The organism is Chryseobacterium limigenitum (assembly GCF_900114875.1).
GTDB lineage: Bacteria > Bacteroidota > Bacteroidia > Flavobacteriales > Weeksellaceae > Chryseobacterium > Chryseobacterium limigenitum.
In genome coordinates, this window is record NZ_FPKW01000001.1 from 191,044 (window position 1) to 209,265 (window position 18,222).

Here is an 18,222-nt window from a genome sequence, read left to right on the forward strand (position 1 = left end):
AATTTTGAGACAGTCTTTTTTATTTCTCCCACAGATTTCCCAGATTAACACTCAAGATTATTTTGTTTCAGAACATTTCCAAGCGTCAAACCGCCAATTCCGACTCCGATTATTGAGATTGAATTCATTATTTTAAATTTTTCAATTCATTCAATAATTGGTTTTGTTTATTGATGAAATTATTTAAGCTGTCTGTTTTTAAAGGATGAGCGTTTTGGTATTTTTCGATTTCGGGAAGTGTTTTTTTGATTTGAAAAATTACATACTGATCATGCAGTTTTACTCTGTTTTTACTAACTTCTTCAATTAAGTCTTTAATACGTTTGGTTTTTATTTGATATTTTTCAGAACTTGCTTTAATATCTTTATTAATTTCCTGCTTCAGGATAGTGTCGCTTATTGCTGCTGTTAATGCATTTGCATCTGTATAATAATTTTCAGTTTTATCAATGACATCATTATATTGGGAAGTTACTTTTTCTGTTTCCTCGTCTACATTATCTATTTTATCATCAAGAGCTTGAAGATTTTTATCGTTTTTCATAAGTTCATTATAAATCTCATGAATCATATTTTCCCTACGGCCACTCTCAAAAGAACTTTTTACAGATGAATCTGCATTGTCAACTGCATTTTTTATGATTGGTTTATTTTCAGATTTATTTTCAGAACAATAAATTAATGATAAAGCTAAGATAGAGGAGAAAATTATTTTTTTCATAGTTTGTTTTTTTAAGTTTGTCATTTCGGATGAATCTAGAGTTAGTTTTTAAATATTCCTCCGGAATGAAATTATTCTTAGAGTTTTTCAATTAGTTGAAGATACTTCCAAAATTGTTACAAAAAAAACGGAGCTTGAAAAATCAAACTCCGCCTAATAAATTGTTGCGCTAAAATTATTTACCTAAATAAGATTTCAGGATCTTGCTTCTGGTATTATGTTTTAGTCTCTTAATTGCTTTTTCTTTGATCTGACGTACTCTCTCTCTTGTAAGATCGAAAGTTTCACCAATTTCTTCTAAAGTCATTGGATGTTTTCCGTTCAATCCGAAATATAATCTTACTAAGTCAGCCTCTCTTGGAGTCAAAGTATTCAATGCTCTTTCAATTTCAATTTGAAGAGATTCAAGCATTAGATCTTTATCTGGACTTGGAGATTCTCCTGAACGTAATACATCATAAAGATTAGAATCTTCACCTTCAACTAGAGGTGCATCCATAGACAGGTGTCTTCCGGAGTTTTTCATAGATTCTTTAATATCTTCCTCGCTCATATCAAGAACTTCAGCCAATTCTTCCGGAGAAGGAGGTCTTTCGTTTTCTTGTTCTAAGTGAGCATAGGCTTTATTGATCTTGTTGATGGAACCAATTTTGTTCAATGGCAATCTTACAATTCTTGACTGTTCTGCCAAAGCCTGTAAAATCGACTGACGAATCCACCAAACCGCATAAGAGATAAATTTGAAACCTCTAGTTTCATCATACCTTTTTGCTGCTTTCATCAATCCTAAGTTACCTTCATTAATTAAATCGGGCAAAGAAAGACCTTGATTTTGGTATTGCTTAGATACGGAAACTACGAAACGAAGGTTGGCCTTGATTAATTTCTCCAGTGCAGCTCTGTCGCCCGCACGTATTCTTTGTGCCAAATCTACTTCTTCGTCCGCAGTGATCAGTTCCACTTTACCAATTTCCTGCAAATACTTGTCTAATGAAGCAGTTTCCCTGTTGGTTACCTGCTTAGTGATTTTTAATTGTCTCATTTATTTTATCCTCAAAATAGAGTTACTATATATTATACGTTTGAAAAGGTAAAAAGGTTACACGTGTTTCAATTATTTTTTATTGAATTAAAATAAATTTCGAAAATTAGTTGTAAATTATCGCTCTTGTAAATCTCAGGGAGGATTTGAACCATTAAGATTTCTTAATTTGAAGCTTTATCCCGCTTTCCACTATATCTTTTTGTTTACGGGCTCCGCTTCGCTTCGCCCGCAACCAAAAAGGATGCCGTTGCAATCGGGGCTAGGGCTGCAGTCGTTTTTTCAGGATCAGTCATTGCGAGCAAAGCGAAGTAATCTCAAACTTTGCAATTTTGCAAAGTTTGTCAAGCTGTAAGCATCTCAACATAGTATTAGAGAATATTCTGGAAAGATTCGAGTCTAGATGCTTCCAGCATGACAAAATTCGTGGGAAACAATTGCATAAAAATATTTAATAATCAAAAACAAAAAAAGCGAAACCAAAGTTCCGCTTTATATTTAAAATGAATCCTAAAATTGACTTTTAAAATTCACTATTGACAATTCACAATTCACAATTCACATTAAAACAAATCATTCAACAATTTTGCCAGTCTCAAACCTCCGTAAAGAAGCTGTCTTTCCATTGTATCATTGAATTTGTACTGATAATCGTAAGATAACTTTGAATCATTTGGTGTTTGCGCATAGATTTTATTTGCAATTTTATGAGAATCATACAACCAGTCTTCCAAAGTTCCTGTCTGAATTTGTTTTACTTCATCATTAGTTTTTATATCCAGTAATTTAGCATATTCGGTATAACTGTATTTTTGAGAATCTACTAATTTTCCGTCCCAAACTGAGTGTAAATTTGTCTTTTCTCCAAAATAAGTTACGTTAATCTTATTTCCTCCTAAATCTTCAGACCTTCCTGTGTGCATAGGCTGAGAAAGATCCCCCATAATATGAATCAAAAAGATCAAGGCAATTTTTCTGTCTTTTTCAGAAGTTTTTTCGTCTTTCACCTGAGCAGATAATGTTTTCACCTGAGTGTATAAACTCGGGCCAGCCTGAGCTTTCAGATTTTGCTCAAAAGCCTTAAAATCTGCCTGAGGGTCAATGTTTACGTAATGCCAAGCTGAAGCCTGCTTCCAGGCACCTGTAGTGTCAGATTTAATGAAATCCGGCCAGTTTGCCCAATACGCAAGACGCTCTCTCCCCACTATTTTTTTGATCTCTCTTCTTGCTTTCCCGGAAAGGTGATTTTCAGCGATTTCTGCAATAATTCTGTGCCCCGTCAATCCCCATGCATAAGAATACAGTGAAGATGTGATGAATGCTAACATCAGAATTTTAGAATAAATACTTTTCATTTTATATAACATTTTTCAGACCGCAAAGATACGGCTCGCTTTCCGAATAGTATTAAAAATTGGATGATTTCTTACCATTGTAAGATTAATAAAATTTAATCTAAATAAAAGATTTGAGTTAGATTATTCTTAATTTTTAATAAGGATTTAAAAATTACAGCGCAGAAATGTACTATTCTTAACAACTTAAATAAATCTTAATGGTTAAATTTATAATAATGAACATCGTATAAATTCAGAGTTTATATTTTTACCGTATTTTCACGGATATTGTAGTATATTATTCTTTTTAATGTTAATAAATTAGTATTTTTAGAAGAAATTTATTGAGGAAATGCTTTTTCAATAATTAGAGATATATTACCTTTACAAGCCAAATAATCACAGGAAACACTATGTATGAGAATAATATTGTAGATATGTATTACAATAAGCTGCAGACAGATTTCAAGGCTGAAGCTGTCGCGGTGAATCTGCTGAAATATCACAGAGCGGTAAGCAATATCTTTATTGATAGGATCGGGATCAATGACAGGGCTTATTTAAAGGATATTAAAAATATTTCGAGCAGTTATTTAGGTTTTGATGAAGAAGTTTTTACGATAGAAACGTACAGGGAAGGAATTTACGATTACCTTCCTGAAGGGCTTTTTCATCCGCCTTCATTGGGTGCTACGAGAAAAAATATAGAAAGCGTTGTTAAGGAAATACGCAAGCAGAAAAGAGTAGAAGATGATGCCAGAAAGTTTTTCCAGCCTTTTGAACTGGAAGTTTTCTTCACGGAAGTCAGTGCTTTGCTTAAAGAATTCGATTTTGACCTTACCAGCGATACTGATACTTTGCTAGAAACCGTCAGTGAACTTTGGCCTTTGGTGAAAATGCTTGACAAACAAAATGCTTATATTTTTATCTACATTTTACCGTTTTTTCATCAGATAAGAGGAGATAAAAAGTGGTTTGAAAGATGTATGACGGCATTTTTACAAGTGCCTGTAGAAGTAACTTTTGCCCCAAATGTTATTGATGGAATAGGGGAAAATGATGATTCTATGCTATTGGGAAATTCAAAATTGGGAGTTACTTACATTCCGAGTGGGAAACATATGGACGGCCAGCGAAATTGGGTAGTGAATATCGGCCCGATTCCGTATTCGGATATGAAAAAATATATTCATGGAAACCCGTTCAGAAAAGTGCTTCAGGCTTTATATGATTATTTTCTTCCTGTAAGTGTAGACGTGGAAGAAAATTTTATCACAGAAAAGAAAGAATATTCATTTATGCTTGAGGATGATGGCAGAAATGCAAACCGCCTCGGATACTCTACCTTTCTGTAAAATATTTTATTATATTTACAATCACCAACAAAATATAAATTCGAAAAGAAACAAATGGAAATTTCTTCAGTTAAAGGGATCTTTTTTAGGTATATTTTAATGCCGTTAATAGCAATTATAATGATGATTATCCTCGGGGTAATCAGAAGAAACAAACCTGCTATTAAAATTAAAGTAATCATCATATACGTTCTGCTTTGCGGTTTGTGCCTTGCTTTGCCTGGTTTGTTCGGGTTTGCGGGGAACTTGTTTAATCCGTACTGGTATCTTATTGCACAGATTATTTACCTTATTTTTGGGATTATCCACGTTAATTTATTAGATAAATATTTCAAAAAACATATTGAATCTGTGTCGATGAGTATTTTGTTTGAATCAATACTTTCATTGACGTGTATTGCTTTCGGAGGATATCTTTTTTACCTGATTTTTAATTGGATGAGCAAAGGAACGGGTTATGCCATTATGTCTGCAACGAGTATGCTGATCTTTTTGGTTCCGATGGTATTTTACTATTGCTATATTCAGTTTATCAGTATTCCGTTTGATATTTATAAAACCTGGAGATATTCACCGGATCAGAGACTTCCTGACTTTGAAGGCGCGGATTTTGATAGATTAATGGTATTGAATGTTGAGCTTAGCAAAAACCTCGAAGATGCCAACAGATTTAGAATTAAAGCTAAAACTTTACCGACCGGAGTAACTTTCGGAGACTGGTTTTATAGAGTAGTGGATGATTATAATCACAAAAATCCGGGATCTATCATTCATTTGTCAGACATTGAAAAAGAACCGTATTACTGGATCTTTTATACAAAAAAATCGTTTTTCAGTTTCAGAAGATATATTGATTTTGATATGGATATTTCTGCAAACGGCATTTCAGAAAATGAAGTGGTAATCTGCAAAAGAGTTATCCAGCATGAAGAAGAAGGAATTACGAGAAAACCATAATCACAAATTTTAAAAGTATTAACTATGATACAGCCTATAAAACATTTTGCAATCAATTGGGTTGATGGGATGAAAGTTTCCCAAAGACACCTGAATGATCAGGATAATTTTCTAATAGATACCATCAGAGATTCAAATTCTTTGGCGATCACAACATATAATTACGGACTTTTACCAATCCCGAACGAGTTTACCGACAAAACTATTTTTGATGTTCACAATACAGCAACAAATGACGTTCAGTTAGTCATAAAGCATTGTAGCGCAGTGACTTTGGCTGGATATAGAGTTGAATTGAATGATAGGAGAGTAAGCGTAAAATCGTTAGCCAAATCAATGAATGAAGAACAGGCTGATGGTGAATATTATATCCTAATTTCCGTTAATCCGTTTGATAAAGTTCCGTTTGGAGATATCGATCCTGAAGAAATTCCGCCTCGTCATCCCAATGCACAGCCAAATCATCATATCGAGTTGCTTCCCGTAACTTCTTTGAACAGCAGCTACTCAGGAGGGAATTATCTGATCGTTGGAAAGGTTGATCTAAAAGGAAATATCGCGCAGGTAGATTCTAATTTTATTCCGCCTTGTACGTCTATTCAAAGTCATCCGGCTTTGTTGGATTATTACAACAGCTATGCAAAATCGATCGGAAATCTACAGCAATATGCCTTTAAGATTGTTCAGAAAGCTTCTCATAAAAACCAAAATACTGCTCTAGCTCAGAACGTTAAGTTCTTGTGTACTACAATGGTCAATACTTTTGGAGATATGTATTTCCAATTCAGAAACATCATTCCTTGGCAACCGCCTGTATTTTTAATTGAATCTTTTGCAAAACTGGCGCTTCATTTATACAATTCTACTCAGGTTTTGGTTCCTGCAGAATTGGAAGAAATGTTGAATTATAGCTTAGAATGGAGTGAAATTGCTCCTCATACATTATTAAACCAGTTATCGATCGTTGCGGAAACGAACTACGATCATCATAATTGTGGCGAACCGCTTCTTTATATTCAGCAAATGTTGAGAAGTTTAGAAACAATTTTCTCTAAATTAAGCGAATTAGATTACATTGGTCAGAGAAAAGAAAATATCATTGTTAACGAACAGGAAGTTTCTTCAAATAACAATCCAAAAAGAGGTTGGAGTGTTTTAGATTAATTTTATAATCACTTTCATAAAAATATTTAATCCCGAACGTAATAATTCGGGATTTTTTGTATAAAATTGTTCGATTAAATTCTTACAGGTTTTTAGCGAATAGTATACGCAATCATCTGCGTAAATCGTTGATATCTGTGGGGGAAAAAAAATAAAAAAATGAATTTAGACCAAATAAGACAAGATACAAAAGGTTTATCTGATAATAAAATATTTCTAAACAATGCCGGGTCATCATTAATGCCAAAGGTAGTTGTTGATTCTATGGTTGATTATTTTCATAAGGAAGAACAATTTGGAGGATATGAAGTCGCTAACCGAAATGCCACTTTATTGGAAGAGTTTTATGAAGAAACTGCAAAACTGATCAATTGTCAATCTTCAAATATTGCTTTTGCAACCAGTGCAACAGATGCTTATACAAAGGCTTTGTCAAGCATAGCTTTCAAAGAAGGAGACGTAATCATTACCACTGTAGATGATTATATTTCAAATCAGATCACTTTTATTTCGCTTCAGAAAAAATTAAATATAAAAGTAATAAGAACAAAAAATCTTTCAGATAATGAATTGGATTTTGAGGATTTAGAAAACTTGATCAAACAGCATAATCCAAAATTAGTTGCGGTTACGCATATCCCAACAAATTCAGGTTTAATTCAAGATGTAGAAGGTGTTGGGAAAATTTGCCGTCAATATGATGTTTTGTATTTGGTTGATGCTTGTCAATCTGTTGGACAAATGGTTGTTGATGTTGAGAAAATTGATTGTGATTTTCTGACAGCAACAGGAAGAAAATTCATGCGTGGACCAAGAGGAACAGGTTTTCTATATGTTTCGGACAGAGTTTTAGAGCAAAATTATGCGCCCTTATTGTTAGATATGCGAGGTGCCAACTGGACGGAATATGATGATTATGAATTATTTAAAACGGCAAAAAGATTCGAGCACTGGGAAATTTCTTATGGTTCGTTGTTAGGTTTTATGGAAGCTGTAAAATATGCAAATAATGTTGGCTTAGCTAATATTGAAAATTATAACAAAAATTTATCTGGAAAATTGAGAGAAAACCTTAAAAATAGCGGTTTCAAGGTTTGGGACTGGGGGAATAAACTGAGCAGTATCATCACATTTTGTGGTCCTGATGGTGATCTTGAAAATATTCAGAAGGTTTTAAAAGAAAATAATATATTTTTTTCTGTGACCTATAAAAACTCAGCTTTGATTGATTTTACCAACAAAAATGTGAATGGAATAGTAAGACTTTCACCACATTATTTCAACAACATGGAAGAAATTGAAACTGTTTCTGAAATTTTAAAGAATAGTTTGAAGTAATTTAGAACTTTATAGATTTTTAGATGCTTCGACTCCGCTCAGCATGACATCACTAAAAAAGTACGTTATTATAAAACACTTAGTATTCGCAATGTCATGCTGAGCGGAGTTGAAGCATCTGTATAAAATTAATGGCGGAAAAAATAATTTACTTTTTAACTAATATTTTTTCAGTCGCTTTTTTACTTAAAACTTCATGTTTTCCTTCAACTTCAACCGTTACAGATCTGTCAAAACTTTCAATTTTAATAATTTTTATTTTGGTATTCAGCAACAGTTTTCTTTCAGTTAAATAATTCAGAAAAGCGTCATCCGAAAGCGTTACGGAAGCAAAAACTACTGTTTCTCCAACATTGCATACGCTCAATTTCTGTAAATCCTGAGCAATAATATTTCCGTCTTTATCAGGAATTGGCTCTCCATGCGGATCAAACTTTGGATGATCTAATATTTCATCCATCTTGTCAAAGAAAATAGTAGAGTGCACGTGCTCAAGCTGTTCTGCGATTTCGTGTACATTTTCCCAGCCAAAATTCATTTTTTTCACCAAAAACATTTCGGTAAGTCTGTGTTTACGCACAACTAAAGCAGCTTCCCTTCTTCCTTTTTCAGTGACTCTGAGAGGTTTGTAGGTTTCGTAAATTACCCAACTTTTGTCTGAGAATTTCTTCATCATGTTATTGACGCTCGGCATTTTTACATTTAAAAATTTGCTAAGCTCGTTAATCGTAACCTTTCCCTCATTGTCAACTAAATGAAACAAAGCTTTCAGATAATTTTCTTCTGTTAATGTTGTTTTCAAAATGTTAGATGATTTTCAATACAAATCTAACAAAATATTATTAAAATTCAGGTCTTGTTAATTTAACTTTTTTTAATTTTACTGTATGAAATTTTCATTTAAAAACGACTATTCAGAGGGATGCCACCCGAATATCTTGCAGGCACTTTTACAAAGCAATCTCGATCAGCAGGCTGGCTATGGCGAAGACGAATATTCTTTACAGGCTAAAGAATTAATTAAAGAAAAAATTAAAAATCCAAATTCGGACATTTATTTTGTTTCTGGAGGAACACAGGCTAATTTAATTGTAATTTCTTCTATTTTAAGACCTTATCAGTGTGCAATTTCGGCTTCTACAGGGCATATTTTAAATAATGAAACCGGAGCCATCGAGGCTACAGGACATAAAATTTTGAATATTGAAACCGAAGATGGAAAATTAAGACCATCGGATATTACTCCTGTTTTGGAAAGTCATCAGAATGTTCCGCATCAGGTAATGCCGAAATTGGTTTATATATCGAATTCTACGGAGTTGGGAACGATCTATAATGCACAGGAATTAGAAGATTTATCTGCTTTTTGTAAGAAAAACGGGCTATATTTATTTATGGATGGAGCAAGGCTTGGACATGGATTAACATCTGAGATCAGTGATCTGACTTTAGAAAAAGTAGCGGAACTAACGGATATTTTTTATTTAGGCGGAACCAAAAACGGAGCGTTGATAGGAGAGGCGATTGTTATTAATAATCAAGAACTTAAACAAGATTTTGGTTTTAATATCAAACAAAAAGGAGCTTTATTGGCAAAAGGAAGATTATTGGGAATTCAGTTTTTAGAGCTGATGAAAAATGATCTGTATTTTGATCTGGCAAAACATGCTAATCGGCAGGCGATGAAGATCAAAAATGCCATGCAGGAAAAAGGAGTTCAGTTTCTTTCTGATACGTATACCAATCAGATTTTCCCCATTTTAAGCAATGACCTGATTCAGGTCTTATCTGAGAAATTTGAATTTTACGTTTGGAAAAAGATTGATGAAAATAATTCTGCGATCCGACTTATAACTTCCTGGAATACAGGAGATGAACCTGTAAATGGTTTTATTGAAATCATTAATAGCGAATTATCATAACTAAAAAAACAGCCTAAAACAGGCTGTTTTTATTTTTAATTCTCGACAAGTATCTTCTTGATACCTTCAATAACTTCATTCTCAAGTTTTTTAATCTTTTCCTTTTTCATGTACATATAAATACCGATCGGGAAACAAAAAATAAGATATAACAAAGCTGAATCTGAAGCTGTCTCAGTAATTACTTTACCAGTTTCGGGTTTAGCATTTATTTTTACATTTCCTGTTAGTGTAAATCCACTTGTTCTTACTTGAAGAGCTCCAAAACTTGTCTGAATTTTATATTGTGGAAACGTTTTCTTCAGTCCATCAATCAATTCATTTTTCGAAAACGGTTTAAAATTTAAACTTTGCATAGTGTTTGTTATTAATATTTTTTATTAGTATGAGTGTGAGCCCGTACTATAGCAAATACCATGCAATTTATTTCAATAATTAGGGAATAATTGATGTTTTATTTTAATGCTTTCTCAACCAGTTTACAATCAACTAATTTATATCCTGTTCCTTCGTATTTTATTTTGTTTTCATTAACGAATTTAGTGCCTGTCTGAGAATCTCTCTCACCGATACCTTCAATTATTGCGTCTTTTTTCTGTAGAAAATAAATGTCGTTTGTATTTCCAGATTTGCCTTCTGCGGCAAACTCATAAGTCAGCTTAAGTGTATCGCCAGATTTTATTCCGGATAAAGTTCCTGTAGAACTGTCTTTTTCGCTGTTTTTATAAGATAATTTTCCTGTTATTGTTCCTAAATTATCATCAATAGTAGCAAAAACACTGTCTTTTCCAACAACTCCTAAATAGCAGAATGATTTTGAGCCTAATGTATCAACTACAGGTTCAGTTGTTGCTAATGTATCCACATCTGTTTTTGGAGTTATAGTTTCCGTTTTTTTATTACAGTTCATCAAAAAAAATGATACCGAACTTAATAAGATTAATTTTTTCATACCTTTTTTATTATGTTAAATCAAATTTCGTGCTGCTAAAATAATAATACTATTTTTAATATAATTAAATATAAATTAAAAATAATATTTAGTTTTAAATGTATTTGTGATTTTAATTTAATCAATAATAATAAATTTATGAATGGTTTTCCTAATCGCTGAGAATCGCTTAAAAAAAATATTTCCGAATAAATATTCGTACACAGAAAAACAAATTAAGGCATGATTAATGTTTGTGATAATTTAAAAATTCATTGTTATGAAAAATTTGCTTAAAATTATTTTTGCTTTTGTATTTATTTTTGAACTTAATCAATTAAAAGCAGAAACTCCACAAAATTATATTTATACATCTTCAGGAGATCTTCAGAAAATTGAAAAGCTCATCACCAGAAAAGATATTGGAGGAGTTCAGATTGTTTATAATTGGAAATCCTTAGAAACGGCGAAAGATGTGTATGATTTTTCGAGAATTGAAAAAGATTTGGAATATTTGACCCAATTGAATAGAAAATTATTCATTCAACTTCAAGACAGATTTTTTGAACCGGAAGCGAGATATGTACCTGATTATATTTTAAATGAAAAAGAATATACGGGAGGTTTGGTTCCCCAATTTGATAATCCCGGAGAAAATAAACCGATTGGAAATGGTTGGGCTACTCAACAATGGAATCCTGCAGTTCAACAAAGATTTCAAAAACTGATAGGAGAGTTGGCGAAAAAATTTGATGGAAAAATCCAAGGAATCAATTTACCGGAAACTGCTATCGATATTGAAATAAAAAGAGATAAAACAGGTTTTAGCTGTGATACATATTTTCATGCTGAGCTTGATAATTTAAAATTTGCAAGAAGTGCTTTCAAAAAATCTTACGTTTTACAATATGTAAATTTTTTCCCGTGTGAATGGGAAAATGATCATAAATATATGTCCAGATTATTTGAATTTGCGAAAAAAAATAATGTAGGTTTGGGCGGACCCGATATTGTCCCAAATAAAAATGCACAGATAAAAAATTCATATCCGTTCTTTAATAAATATAAGGGAAAATTATCTTTGGTAGCGATGGCAGTACAGGAACCGACGCTGACTTATAAAAATCCAAAGACGAAAAAGCCTTTTACAAAAGAAGAGTTTGTAGAGTATACAGAAAATTATTTGGGAGTTAACATAATATTTTGGAGCGTAGAATCTCCTTGGCTGAAAGATTCATGATTGATTTTAAACCATTAATAATTATTTTAAGAAGTTAAATTTAATGAAGATTTACTCTATTGAATTTTAATGTTTTAATTATTTTTTTATTATACTTTCAAACAGCCACGAAAACCTCTCGCAGCATAATAAGAATCAGCGCCGTTATGGTACGTGAAAACGGTATTGTAACGGCGATCACAGAAAATAGCGCCACCCAATTCTCTAATATTGGCAGGAGTTTTTATCCAACTTGAAGTTTTTAAATCAAATTTTCCGAGCTCTTGGAGTTGGCGATATTGCTCTTCTGATAATAGTTCAATGCCCATTTCTGAGGCTTTATCGATCACATTACTTTCAGGTTTATTGGCTTTTCTTGCTTCCCAGGCCTGATAATCATAGCAAAGACTTCTGCGTTTTGGGCTTTCTACGGAACAATCAAAGAAGACGTATTCGTCATTTTTTTTGTCATAATCAACAACATCCGGCTCGCCTTCGGTTTCTTCCATTTCGTTCAAAGACCAGAGTTTATCAGGATTTTCTTCCAGTTTTGACTGAATTTTATCCCAATCAAGACCTTTATGACGATTCATATTTTTTTCAAAACGAATCTTTAATGTTTTAAGTAAAGCTTCTGCCTGATCTGAGGGTAGACTCTTATTGTTTTTCATACGGATGATATTTGTGTTAGAAATTAAAGTTTAAATGTATTCAAAAATAATTAAATAAATTTTCTGTCTGATGGTCTGAAATACCAAGAAATACAGGTAATAATAAGAAGTAATAATGGCGGAAAAGTTTTACCAATCGGGTCTCCGACAATGATATGCGAAACTAAAGCTCCAGACATAGCGAAGAAAAATCCGGCATAAGCCCATTCTTTTAACAGTGGATATTTCGGAATTAGAGCCACAATAACTCCTAATATTTTCCAGATTCCGATGATGGCCATCAGGTAAATTGGATAACCTAGTTTTGTGAAATTTTCTACTTCATCCTTATTTTTCATCAGTTGAACAATGGCTGTTGAAACCATTCCCAAAGACATCCAAAGAGTGAAAATCCAGTAGATAATCTTATTTCTTTTCTGTGATTTATTTTGTGTTTCCATTTTATAATTATTTAGTAATTAATCATTTATGCCTTTTCCGATAAGTATGTCAGGAATACATTTTTCAATTCTCAACTCGCGGGTTTTCGCTTGTTTTGCAGATGAAAAGTAGAGCAGATAAGCTCTTTGCCTTCCGGGAGTTAATGCTTCAAAAGCTTCTTTTAAGACTAAATTTTCCTTTAATTTTTTTTGAAACTCTTCAATCATTTCAAATTGTTTGGTTTCTTTCATTTTTACTTTTATGCCTGATTTTTCTACTTCAAGAGCTTCAAACATGTAAGTTTTGATAACTTTCTCTAGATCAGCAATTTCTTTTAAATCCGTAAATCGAATCTGTCTCGCAGCCTGCACATTTTCAGATTGTTGGACTAAAATATTGTCGGAATCATTCATCAAAGCACCTTTGAAAAATAGGAGTGCGCAATATTCTTTAAATCCATGAATCAGAAAAATATTTTTGCTATGATATGTGTAACAGGGGCATCCCCATTTTAAATCTTCCTCAAGTCCCGTTTCCAGAGCTATTGCTCTTAATTTTTCAAATTCTATCTGCCATTGTTTGGCTTGGTCAAAAAAGAAATCAACTTTTGGGTTCATGTTTTTAGTTATGAATTAAGAGTTATAAATTATGAATGATCAATCGTGAATATTAAAAATAAACTTTAATTTCCAGCATCTTTAGAAAAAATTTCCTGTAGACGATTGTGAGCCATATTTAAACCTTGAGCAAATGGAAGTTTTAAGATTTTATCTCTATAATCAATTGATTTATAGATAGTATGTATTGCTATTTTGCTGGTATTGTCGGTTAATTTTTCAAAGTCTAAAAATTCTAACTGAACAGGAAATGGAGTGTTTTCCATCTGAAAAGTTCTGGTAATTCTCTGATTTGGGATAAATTCATGGATTGTCCCGTTGGCGCGGAAAACTATATCGCCCTGAGGATTTGATGTTTCAAACTGATATCCGCCATGTTGTTGATTTTCAAGTTTTAAAACTTTTGTTCCCATCCATTGTTCAACCAATTCGGCTTCTGTATAGGCTTTGAATAATAGTTCTAAAGGCAAATCAAACTCTCTTGTAATAAGGATTTCCTGTTTGTTGTCTTCGGCCTGGATTTTCGTTTTTAGTTCCATATTTTCTATTTTTTCTGCTGATAGGCTTTCATTACGCTTTCTAATTTATTGAATTTTTCGTCCCACATTTGGCGGAAAGGTTCGATAAAATTGGCAATTTCTTTCATTTTATTTAGATTGAGATGATAGATCATTTCGCGGCCATTTTGTTCCTGAGTTAATAATTCACATTCTGCAAGGATCTGCAGATGCTTTGAAACAGTAGGTCTGGCTGAATCAAAATTTGAAGCAATAGCACCGGCAGTCATAGACTGCGTGGCAACCAACATAAGAATCGATCTTCTTGTAGGATCGGCTATGGCCTGAAAAACATCTCGTCTTAAATTCATTATGAAGTTATTTAACTACAAATATATATGAAGTTATTTGACTACGCAAATTTATTTATGTAAAATATTGATTTTTAATGATTAAAAAGATGAGATTAATAGAGCGTCAAATAAAGCGCTCACTTTAAGTCAGGTATAATGCTATCTAATTGTATGGATAGTGCATGATTAAGCGAAAATGGGTCCTGTATAATTTTATGCTTTTTTAATTAAAACACAAGGGTATACTCTTCTTGTATGGTGATTTTAAAAGTCCTATAATTAATATTATGTTAAATTGAATATGGTGTATATTTTATTTATACTATTAATGATTTACCTAATCACTAGATGTCGATGCAAATTCTATTAATTTATAGATTCAATTTTCGAATAAATATAGAAAAATGAAGATATAAAAATGAACAGAAAATATTTTTTTACAGTAAAACTGTAATGATCTCCTTTAAACAATTTGTATTTTCGCGGATCTAATTTTTAATAATGTCAATTTTTTCAGAAAACATCAGGCTTTTGCGAGGTAAATTAGGAATCACCCAGCGCGAATTGTCTGAGCAGATTACGATAACCACTTCACGATATATTTCCTACGAAAAAGGTAGATCTAAGCCTCCTGTTGATGTATTGATCAGGATTTCAAGATTATTTCATGTCAGCATCGATCTTTTGTTGTCTGTAGACCTTATAAAATATCCTTTGGATGATATGCTGAAGCTTCCCGATAACAGGATTGTATTGCCTGTTGTGGTAGATCAGAATGGAAATGAAAGTATTGAAATTATTCCTCAGAAAGCATCTATGGGCTACTTGAGAGGCTACAGCGATCCTGAATATATTGAAAGTCTGGAGACGATTTCTTTACCTTTCCTCAAAAATGGAAAATTCAGAGCTTTTCCTGCCAGTGGAGATTCTATGCCACCGTTTAAGGACGGATCATTTATTATAGGGAAATATATGGAAGGAATTAGTGATCTAAAATCAGGAACTTCTTATATTTTTGTCACATTAAACGATGGAATTACTTATAAAAGACTGAAGGCAAAAAATAAAAATTCTATCACTGTTGCTTCAGATAATACATTTTATGAGCCATATGAAATTCCTTTTGAGGAAATTTTGGAAGTATGGCAATATGCATCAGGAATTTTCCCGGGAGAATTCTCATAATGAATTTGTTTAAACCGCAAAAGTATCAGAATATTGTTTGTGGTTAAATTTTTAATATTATATTTATTTTTCCAAAAAATTGACAGGTTATGCCGACTGATGCTTCTCACAAGCTGATTCCGATGACAACTTTTGTTATTGAATACTATTTAAACGAAGGATATGCAGATCTTCAAACATTAAGTTTGATGAATAATTATGCTAATTTCCTAAAAATGCCTTTGACTCTTGGAATGTTTATTCCGGTAGACACTGATGGAAATGTACTTAAGGAACCCAAAAACTATAGGGTATGGAAAACACTAAAGCATAATAAAGGGGGAAAAAATGATGGACTTGCATTTGATGAAAACAAAATATATCAAATGGCGGAACGAAACTGCTTTTTTGAAGGATTTGATATTGAATATAATGGATATTCCGTCGTCAGGATTGTTGCTTCCTACAATAATTCTATTGAATTGTCCTTTAATAAAAATGATTTAAAATGTTCAACATTTAATGATATTGAATCATTTAGTGTTTTAGATGAAATATATTTAACTGGTAGCGCCTTAAAAACTATTGGAATTTAAAAACTATAAATAATAGTTGTTGCTAAGTACAAGGAAGGTATTCTTTGTACTTAGCAACTATTTAAATAATTGTAATCATCAAATTTTAGGTTGAAAAATTTCGCCCTGTATAATGAAAGTTCCGGTATACTCTACTTCTGCATCTGTTACATACTTTCTTGCTTTGGACATTCCACCATTAGCGCCGATCACAAGATCTGCGGTTGCAATCATCTCATTTTCAAAATGTAGGAGCCATTTTTCGTTTTTTTTTCCAGTTCTGTGAATTTTTTTATTCTTTAATAACATAATTTTGCGTTTTTTAATATAAACACAAAATTCTGAAATGTTTCCATTGTTGAGTGCCCAGGTACTGACGGTTATATTTTCGATTTAGACACAGACAAAAAAAGGATAGCAAGATTGTTTTTTCAGCCTTTGTTGGTTTTTTGGGTAATTAAATCTACTCAAGCAGATAAATAATTGTTAAAGAGATATTTATCTTTAGTTTCTTTTGTTTTCTAAATAGATTAATTTTTAATTTAAAATGATATTTTGATAAAAAAATCAATTAAAATAACTGTAAAGGCATAATATATGCTAGTATTTAATGAAATCACTTAAAAAATTACTATTATGAAAAGTTTATTATGGTTAGTAGCAGTCATTTGTATTATTGTATGGCTATTGGGGATGTTAAATATTGTACCGGGAATAAGTACAAGTTATTTAATTCATGTTTTATTGGTAATTGCCATTGTTGTAATCCTTTATAATATTATTTCGGGCAGAAAACCGCTTGATTAAAAATTTCAATAATTAATCTTAAATCTTAAAAAGATGTTCGTCAATCGGTGGACATCTTTTTTGTTGAAAAATTTCGAATAAAAATATTTCTTATATTTGCATAATTAATTATGTAATTGATTATTTAAGTAAATTGAAAGCTTATATTAATTATTAAATGAGAATAAAGCAAGATGGATTTTTATAACAGAACAGGAAAAATGGCGATCGGAAGCAGGCTAAGATTACTGACAGGAAAAGTAACCGAAGACGCCGCCAAAATCTATGAATTATACAATATAGAATTTTCTCCAAAGTGGTTTCCGGTATTTTTTATTTTAATAGAAAATGGCGAAAAAACAATTACAGAAATCGCAGAAGAGATCGGTCATTCCCAACCTTCTGTCACCAAGATCATTAAAGAAATGACGGCAGCTGATCTGGTAAATTCAAACTTACAATCTGATGACAAAAGAAGAAATATTGTAGGATTGACTAAAAAAGGAATTGAAGTTTCCAAGACATTAGAAATCCAATGTTCTGACATAGAAAACGCAATTGAAAGCATGACTGCCGAGGCTTCACATAATCTCTGGGAAGCAATAGCCGAATGGGAGTTTCTTTTAGAGAAAAAATCTCTTTTTAAGCGTGTTTTGGACCAGAAAAAAAACAGAGAAAGTAAAGATGTACAGATTGTGGAATATCAGCCAAAATATCAGGAAGCTTTCCGGTCTCTGAATGAAGAATGGATTTCCACGTATTTTGAAATGGAGGAAGCCGATTACAAAGCATTGGATAATCCTAAAGAATATATTCTGGATAAAGGCGGAAAAATATTCGTCGCTTTATACAATGATGAACCTTTAGGCGTCTGTGCCCTTATTAAAATGAATGATGGAAATTACGATTTTGAAATGGCAAAAATGGCTGTGTCTCCCAAGGCGCAGGGAAAAAGCATAGGTTGGCTGTTGGGGCAAAAAGTTGTTGATTCAGCCAGAGAGCTAGGTGCTTCAAAGCTTTATCTTGAAAGCAATACGATTCTTAAACCTGCTATTAATTTGTATTATAAGCTAGGTTTTGAAAAAGTTGCAGGTCATGCCACTCCTTATAAAAGATGTAATATTCAGATGGAATTGATTCTGTAAATGATAAA

Annotated in this window: 21 protein-coding genes and 1 pseudogene; 10 read left to right on the top strand and 12 right to left on the bottom strand. The window is 32.3% G+C overall.

Annotated elements, in window-relative coordinates; translation table 11 throughout:
* Positions 1-127: 127 nt before the first annotated feature.
* The 3 genes from BT156_RS00880 to BT156_RS00890 all read right to left on the bottom strand — a co-directional run bounded on the left by BT156_RS00880 (position 128) and on the right by BT156_RS00890 (position 3,118).
* Positions 128-721: a hypothetical protein gene (locus BT156_RS00880; protein WP_072406952.1), complete on the bottom strand. Its 594-nt coding sequence runs from the start codon at positions 719-721 to the stop codon at positions 128-130.
* A 175-nt stretch (positions 722-896) separates the two neighbouring features.
* The gene (locus tag BT156_RS00885; protein ID WP_027385416.1) at positions 897-1,763 is read right to left on the bottom strand and encodes a sigma-70 family RNA polymerase sigma factor; all 867 of its coding nucleotides are present in this window, start codon (positions 1,761-1,763) and stop codon (positions 897-899) included.
* A 563-nt stretch (positions 1,764-2,326) separates the two neighbouring features.
* Complete coding sequence (locus BT156_RS00890) at positions 2,327-3,118, bottom strand: S1/P1 nuclease (RefSeq protein WP_072406291.1); 792 nt, start codon at positions 3,116-3,118, stop codon at positions 2,327-2,329.
* Between the two features lie 395 nt (positions 3,119-3,513).
* Between BT156_RS00890 and BT156_RS00895 the strand changes: the two genes are divergently transcribed.
* The 4 genes from BT156_RS00895 to BT156_RS00910 all read left to right on the top strand — a co-directional run bounded on the left by BT156_RS00895 (position 3,514) and on the right by BT156_RS00910 (position 7,914).
* The gene (locus BT156_RS00895) at positions 3,514-4,455 is read left to right on the top strand and encodes a type VI secretion system baseplate subunit TssG (RefSeq protein ID WP_072406293.1); all 942 of its coding nucleotides are present in this window, start codon (positions 3,514-3,516) and stop codon (positions 4,453-4,455) included.
* A 54-nt stretch (positions 4,456-4,509) separates the two neighbouring features.
* On the top strand, positions 4,510-5,412 hold the full coding sequence (locus BT156_RS00900) for a TssN family type VI secretion system protein (RefSeq protein WP_072406296.1): 903 nt from the start codon (positions 4,510-4,512) through the stop codon (positions 5,410-5,412).
* Positions 5,413-5,436: 24 nt separating this feature from the next.
* A complete protein-coding gene (locus BT156_RS00905; RefSeq protein ID WP_072406298.1) occupies positions 5,437-6,576 on the top strand; it encodes a hypothetical protein in 1,140 nt (379 codons plus the stop codon).
* Positions 6,577-6,735: 159 nt separating this feature from the next.
* Entirely contained in the window at positions 6,736-7,914 is a 1,179-nt protein-coding gene (locus BT156_RS00910; RefSeq protein WP_072406300.1) for an aminotransferase class V-fold PLP-dependent enzyme, read from the top strand.
* Between the two features lie 148 nt (positions 7,915-8,062).
* On the opposite strand, the gene BT156_RS00915 is transcribed toward BT156_RS00910, so the two are convergent.
* Positions 8,063-8,716 carry a metal-dependent transcriptional regulator gene (locus BT156_RS00915; protein WP_072406302.1) on the bottom strand — a complete coding sequence of 218 codons (654 nt, stop codon included), beginning with the start codon at positions 8,714-8,716 and terminating at the stop codon, positions 8,063-8,065.
* Positions 8,717-8,801: 85 nt separating this feature from the next.
* On the opposite strand from BT156_RS00915, the gene BT156_RS00920 reads away from it, so the two are divergent.
* The gene (locus BT156_RS00920; protein WP_072406304.1) at positions 8,802-9,836 is read left to right on the top strand and encodes a threonine aldolase family protein; all 1,035 of its coding nucleotides are present in this window, start codon (positions 8,802-8,804) and stop codon (positions 9,834-9,836) included.
* 35 nt (positions 9,837-9,871) lie between these two features.
* Here BT156_RS00920 and BT156_RS00925 read toward each other — a convergent pair whose 3' ends face one another.
* Both BT156_RS00925 and BT156_RS00930 read right to left on the bottom strand, forming a co-directional pair.
* Positions 9,872-10,192, bottom strand: coding sequence for a hypothetical protein (locus BT156_RS00925; protein ID WP_072406306.1), 321 nt, complete (start codon positions 10,190-10,192; stop codon positions 9,872-9,874).
* A 98-nt stretch (positions 10,193-10,290) separates the two neighbouring features.
* Positions 10,291-10,788 (bottom strand): hypothetical protein, encoded by a 498-nt coding sequence (locus BT156_RS00930; protein WP_072406308.1) that lies wholly within the window; start codon positions 10,786-10,788, stop codon positions 10,291-10,293.
* 259 nt (positions 10,789-11,047) lie between these two features.
* Between BT156_RS00930 and BT156_RS00935 the strand changes: the two genes are divergently transcribed.
* Positions 11,048-12,007 carry a hypothetical protein gene (locus tag BT156_RS00935; protein WP_072406310.1) on the top strand — a complete coding sequence of 320 codons (960 nt, stop codon included), beginning with the start codon at positions 11,048-11,050 and terminating at the stop codon, positions 12,005-12,007.
* Between the two features lie 89 nt (positions 12,008-12,096).
* Here BT156_RS00935 and BT156_RS00940 read toward each other — a convergent pair whose 3' ends face one another.
* The 5 genes from BT156_RS00940 to BT156_RS00960 all read right to left on the bottom strand — a co-directional run bounded on the left by BT156_RS00940 (position 12,097) and on the right by BT156_RS00960 (position 14,562).
* Complete coding sequence (locus BT156_RS00940; RefSeq protein WP_072406312.1) at positions 12,097-12,657, bottom strand: DUF4256 domain-containing protein; 561 nt, start codon at positions 12,655-12,657, stop codon at positions 12,097-12,099.
* A gap of 50 nt (positions 12,658-12,707) precedes the next feature.
* Positions 12,708-13,097 carry a DoxX family protein gene (locus tag BT156_RS00945; protein ID WP_072406314.1) on the bottom strand — a complete coding sequence of 130 codons (390 nt, stop codon included), beginning with the start codon at positions 13,095-13,097 and terminating at the stop codon, positions 12,708-12,710.
* An 18-nt stretch (positions 13,098-13,115) separates the two neighbouring features.
* On the bottom strand, positions 13,116-13,694 hold the full coding sequence (locus BT156_RS00950; RefSeq protein WP_072406316.1) for a YdeI/OmpD-associated family protein: 579 nt from the start codon (positions 13,692-13,694) through the stop codon (positions 13,116-13,118).
* A 65-nt stretch (positions 13,695-13,759) separates the two neighbouring features.
* Positions 13,760-14,233, bottom strand: coding sequence for an SRPBCC family protein (locus BT156_RS00955; protein WP_072406318.1), 474 nt, complete (start codon positions 14,231-14,233; stop codon positions 13,760-13,762).
* A gap of 5 nt (positions 14,234-14,238) precedes the next feature.
* Positions 14,239-14,562 carry a metalloregulator ArsR/SmtB family transcription factor gene (locus BT156_RS00960; RefSeq protein WP_072406320.1) on the bottom strand — a complete coding sequence of 108 codons (324 nt, stop codon included), beginning with the start codon at positions 14,560-14,562 and terminating at the stop codon, positions 14,239-14,241.
* A 483-nt stretch (positions 14,563-15,045) separates the two neighbouring features.
* Here BT156_RS00960 and BT156_RS00965 point away from each other — a divergent pair, with 483 nt between their 5' ends.
* Together BT156_RS00965 and BT156_RS00970 are read left to right on the top strand one after the other, a co-directional pair.
* On the top strand, positions 15,046-15,729 hold the full coding sequence (locus tag BT156_RS00965) for an XRE family transcriptional regulator (protein WP_072406323.1): 684 nt from the start codon (positions 15,046-15,048) through the stop codon (positions 15,727-15,729).
* 89 nt (positions 15,730-15,818) lie between these two features.
* Positions 15,819-16,304: a hypothetical protein gene (locus BT156_RS00970; RefSeq protein ID WP_072406325.1), complete on the top strand. Its 486-nt coding sequence runs from the start codon at positions 15,819-15,821 to the stop codon at positions 16,302-16,304.
* Positions 16,305-16,385: 81 nt separating this feature from the next.
* Here BT156_RS00970 and BT156_RS00975 read toward each other — a convergent pair.
* Positions 16,386-16,601, bottom strand: a pseudogene (locus BT156_RS00975) (tetracycline resistance protein); the annotation flags it as partial.
* A gap of 318 nt (positions 16,602-16,919) precedes the next feature.
* Here BT156_RS00975 and BT156_RS21835 point away from each other — a divergent pair.
* Both BT156_RS21835 and BT156_RS00980 read left to right on the top strand, forming a co-directional pair.
* Positions 16,920-17,090: a lmo0937 family membrane protein gene (locus tag BT156_RS21835; RefSeq protein WP_139255387.1), complete on the top strand. Its 171-nt coding sequence runs from the start codon at positions 16,920-16,922 to the stop codon at positions 17,088-17,090.
* A 173-nt stretch (positions 17,091-17,263) separates the two neighbouring features.
* Positions 17,264-18,214: a bifunctional helix-turn-helix transcriptional regulator/GNAT family N-acetyltransferase gene (locus BT156_RS00980; RefSeq protein ID WP_072406329.1), complete on the top strand. Its 951-nt coding sequence runs from the start codon at positions 17,264-17,266 to the stop codon at positions 18,212-18,214.
* Positions 18,215-18,222 lie beyond the last annotated feature (8 nt).